General features: G+C 59.1%; 5 protein-coding genes. 1 reads left to right on the top strand and 4 read right to left on the bottom strand.

All coding sequences use genetic code 11. From position 1 onward, the window contains the following. Nucleotides 1–141: 141 nt before the first annotated feature. The 3 genes from AB5Y92_RS01310 to AB5Y92_RS01320 all read right to left on the bottom strand — a co-directional run bounded on the left by AB5Y92_RS01310 (nucleotide 142) and on the right by AB5Y92_RS01320 (nucleotide 2,763). Nucleotides 142–438: a helix-turn-helix domain-containing protein gene (locus tag AB5Y92_RS01310; RefSeq protein ID WP_005337957.1), complete on the bottom strand. Its 297-nt coding sequence runs from the start codon at nucleotides 436–438 to the stop codon at nucleotides 142–144. Next, nucleotides 435–965 carry a DUF1523 family protein gene (locus AB5Y92_RS01315; protein ID WP_005350438.1) on the bottom strand — a complete coding sequence of 177 codons (531 nt, stop codon included), beginning with the start codon at nucleotides 963–965 and terminating at the stop codon, nucleotides 435–437. The genes AB5Y92_RS01310 and AB5Y92_RS01315 overlap by 4 nt, the downstream gene beginning before the upstream one ends. A 175-nt stretch (nucleotides 966–1,140) precedes the next feature. Then, on the bottom strand, nucleotides 1,141–2,763 hold the full coding sequence (locus AB5Y92_RS01320; protein ID WP_368225243.1) for a methyl-accepting chemotaxis protein: 1,623 nt from the start codon (nucleotides 2,761–2,763) through the stop codon (nucleotides 1,141–1,143). A 232-nt stretch (nucleotides 2,764–2,995) separates the two neighbouring features. Between AB5Y92_RS01320 and AB5Y92_RS01325 the strand changes: the two genes are divergently transcribed. Next, nucleotides 2,996–3,628: a LysE family translocator gene (locus tag AB5Y92_RS01325; RefSeq protein ID WP_005344345.1), complete on the top strand. Its 633-nt coding sequence runs from the start codon at nucleotides 2,996–2,998 to the stop codon at nucleotides 3,626–3,628. A gap of 72 nt (nucleotides 3,629–3,700) precedes the next feature. On the opposite strand, the gene AB5Y92_RS01330 is transcribed toward AB5Y92_RS01325, so the two are convergent. Beyond that, nucleotides 3,701–3,904: integrase core domain-containing protein (locus AB5Y92_RS01330; RefSeq protein WP_368225244.1), on the bottom strand; the 204-nt coding region annotated here is incomplete at its 5' end.

Genomic DNA, 3,904 nt, shown 5'->3' on the forward strand with positions numbered 1-3,904 from the left:
GACAGCAGGTGTTGAAAGGCTGGGGTATCCATGATGGTAGACCTCAAGGTGATGGCCTACTTCAAGATTAGCCTTTCAACACGTAATTGGGACAGCGCCATAAGAAAGGGGGGCAATGTACTTCTCTTGCCCTGCCCCGGATCAGGGATAGCTCAACGTCTCTTTGATAAGCGGTAGTTGAGCCTTGATCCACGCCGGATTGATGGGACCCCAGTCGCTGATGCGGTAGTGTCCCTGCAAGTGGCGAGCCCCCTCGGTCTGCTCGAAGGCGCAGCTGATGTCGAGCTCGGCCAGCGCCGTCAGGGTATCCTGCGCGGTGCGGCGCGGCATGCCGGTCGCCTCCATGATGGCAGGCACTGTATCTGTGCCCTGGCTGATCAGCCAGGCCACGTAGAGCCGCCGGTAGAAACTGGTGCGGGTCTTGCTCGGCTCGCTCATAGCTCGTCCTCAAGACGATCGAAGTAGCGCCAGGTCGCAATGGCTGCTTTGCCCATCACCAGTGCCCAGAGGCCGAACCAGAACCAGCGGAAGAAGCTCCAGGTGGAGGCGTCAGGCTCGGTACTCTCAATCTTGGTGACGTTGGGGAACATGGAGAACATGTTCACGCGCCAGCCGTAGGAGGTAATGATGGCGAGCCGCTTTTCAAACTCCATCGACTTGGCCTTGGCTTGGACGTCGGCGGCGTTGAACTTGAAGTAGAAGGGCCAACCCCACTCGGTATCTTCATTGCGAAACACCCGGATCTTCTCGCCGGGGCGCTCGGTGTAGATGTAATAGACGTCGGTGGTGGGGCCGTCAGCCGGGTTCTTCTGGCTGATGGGGCCATCCTTGTCGGTGCGCTTCACCTCGACCCCGGTGATGGTGGCGATGGTGTGCTCCGGCAGGTAGTAGTCGAGCCAGGCGGCGGAAATGAGGGCGATGAGCCCCAGGGCGATAAAAGCGGGTTTCTTGAATCTCAGGCTCATGGTGTGCTCACGTGAGGGGGAGTAACGTGCCTCTACCATACCGATATTTGGCAGGGCAGCCCAGCCCCTTATGGCACCAACGGCCAAAAAATGGCGTTTAAAACAGAGACAAAGCCATTGCTCCATCAACAAGAAAGGCCCTTGCGGGCCTTTTTGTCTGGTTCACTTTGTGCGCTTACAGCTGGAATTGGGCCAGCTGCTTGCGTTGCTGCTCGGCGAGCTGGGAGAGCTCGTTGCTGGCACTGGCGCTCTGGCTGATGCCGGCAGAGCTCTGGCTCACGATCTCGTGAATATTGGTGATGTTGCGGTTGATGTCGGCGGTAACGCAGGACTGCTCCTCGGCGGCGGTGGCGACCTGGGCGTTGGCATCGTTGATCTGGCGCACGGCACCGGTAATGCCGCTTAGCAGATCCTGCACCTGAGCGGACAAACGCTGGTTATGGCTGAGGATCTCCAGGGTCTCCTGCACGCCGTTGTTGGCGGACTGGGACTGGCCCTGCAGCCGCTCGATGATGGCCTGGATCTCCTTGGTGGAGTCCTGGGTGCGGGCTGCCAGCATTCTCACTTCGTCGGCCACCACCGCAAAACCACGACCCGTTTCACCGGCACGGGCCGCTTCGATGGCGGCATTGAGCGCCAGCAGGTTGGTCTGCTCGGAGATCCCCTGAATCACTTCAATTACCTTGCCGATCTGCTCGGACTGGGATTTGAGCTGGGCCACGATGGCGGCGGCATCTTCCAGACTGCCTGCCATCCGGCTGTTGGCGGCGATGCTTTCGGTAAAGAGGGCGAGCCCCTGTTCGACCCGGCCATTGGCATCCCGCGCCAGCTCATCGGCGATGGCGGCGTTGTGGTTGACGTTGTCAGCGGTGCTGGAGAGTTCGGTCACGGCAGAGGCGACCTGTTCGATCTCGCTGTGTTGCTGCTTTGCATTGGCTTCGGACTGGGTCATCACGGCGGCCAGCTCGGTAGCGGCGGAGGCGACGCTGTTGCTGATCCCGGTCAGGTTCTCGATGGTGCTACCAAGTTGCCCCAGAGTGAGGTTGATATCTTTGGCCAGACGGGTCAGCTCGTTGTTGCCCTCCGCTTTGGCGCGAACGTTGAAGCGCCCTTGCGCCACGGCGTGCATCACCTCTTGCAACTGACCGATGGGGCTGACGATGCGACCGGAGAGGACCCAGCCGCAGATCAGCGCCGCCAGCAGGGTACCGGCGGTGAGCAGCAGGGTACGCAGCAGGGTGGCGTCGTAGTGGGCCTGCTCTTCGGCCAGCTCTTGCTGGATCAGCTGGTTGATGTGGGCGGACATGCTGTCGATCTGCTTGATCAGCTGTTCACCCAGCTCGCGGAAATGGAGGCGAGCCGCCTCGTAGGCGACCGGATCGCCGCCACCCTGATGTTTTTGCGCCAGCAGCGGCAGCATGTTGCTGCGGGTATGGTTGAGGTAGGCCTGCAGGGCGGCAGCGACCTGACGGTTATCCTGCTCGGCACCGGGGAGCACCAGACGGCCGAGGATGGCGTTGATCTCCTGCTCGGCGCTGTTGAGGTTTGCGGGCAGAGCGGCAAACAGCTTGGCATCGTAGAGGCCATAGATGGCGCTGGTGCGCAGCCGGTAGGTGGCGTGGATCAGTTTGGCAATATCGTCCTTGTGCTGGACCACGGTCTGGGTCGTCTCATCTATGTCATTGATGGCTTCATCCAGACCCTGTTTGCTGATGGCGATCATCACCATCATCAGCAGGCTGGCCAGCAGCAAAGGTATCAAGACCTGGACACGTATTGATAGATTATTCAATGACATAAATGGCTCTAATCCGGAATTGGAGGAGCCGACATCTTACACATGCACGTCAGGAGCTGTCACAGGCTTTTATTGCTGAAATGTGCTGAAGAAAAGGTTTTTTCTTGTGAGAAAGGAGCCATTTAGGCATGATTTAGCGCTTTATCCCCTGAATATGTGGTACAACTGGCTGGGTTGTGTCAATCCTGTCCCGTTTTCGTGATTTCCCGCTCTCGTCATATGGAGGTGTGTTGTGTCCAGCTGGATCGATCCGGCCATTCTGGCTCTGTTTATCCCGACCTTTTTCTTTGTCTCGGTGACCCCCGGCATGTGCATGACCCTGTCGATGACCCTGGGGATGAGCCTGGGGGTGCGCCGAACCCTGCACATGATGTGGGGGGAGCTGATCGGAGTCGGGCTGGTCTCGGTGCTGTCGGTGATCGGGGTGGCAGCCATCATGCTCAACTATCCGGGGATCTTCGCCGCCTTCAAATATGTGGGGGGCGCCTATCTGGTGTGGCTTGGCATCCAGATGTGGCAGGCTAAAGGGAAGATGGCCATTCCGGCGGATCTCTCGGCCGGTCAACAGACCAGCGCCATGGGGTTGGCGCTGCAGGGCTTTGTCACCGCCATCGCCAACCCCAAAGGGTGGGCCTTCATGATCTCCTTGCTGCCCCCCTTTATCTCTGCCGACAAGCCGATGGCGCCGCAGATCAGCGCGCTGGTGGCGCTGATCCTGGTCATCGAGTTCTCCTGCCTGTTGCTCTACGCCAGCGGTGGCCGCACTCTGCGCCACTTCCTCGCCAAGAGCGGCAACGTCACCCTGATGAACCGCATCGCCGGTACTCTGATGCTGGGGGTGGGGGTCTGGCTGGCGCTCGGTTGAGCGCCGTCAGTGACCCATGCCACTGTCTAGTCCTGAAATAGGTTTACACATTTTCAACTAGCATTTCTCTACTCAGAACCCCCTATGTACTGCATCGGGGGTTCTGTATTTCAACGCATGATGCGGCCGCTCCGCGTTGTAAATATCTACTGCTTCACGCACCATTTCCCGCGCTTGCATCAAATCCTGCGGGCTTTGCAACAATAACTCTCCTTTCAAAATCCCGTTCACCCGCTCCGCCAACGCATTCTGGTAACAGTCATACCCATCCGTCAT

The sequence above is a fragment of the Aeromonas sp. R1-1 genome, from assembly GCF_040908495.1.
Lineage (GTDB): Bacteria > Pseudomonadota > Gammaproteobacteria > Enterobacterales > Aeromonadaceae > Aeromonas > Aeromonas veronii.

Coding starts and splice junctions, on each gene's coding strand:
- AB5Y92_RS01310 (WP_005337957.1), bottom strand. CDS start 438: ATGAGCGAGCCGAGCAAGACCCGCACCAGTTTCTACCGGCGGCTCTAC.
- AB5Y92_RS01320 (WP_368225243.1), bottom strand. CDS start 2,763: ATGTCATTGAATAATCTATCAATACGTGTCCAGGTCTTGATACCTTTG.
- AB5Y92_RS01315 (WP_005350438.1), bottom strand. CDS start 965: ATGAGCCTGAGATTCAAGAAACCCGCTTTTATCGCCCTGGGGCTCATC.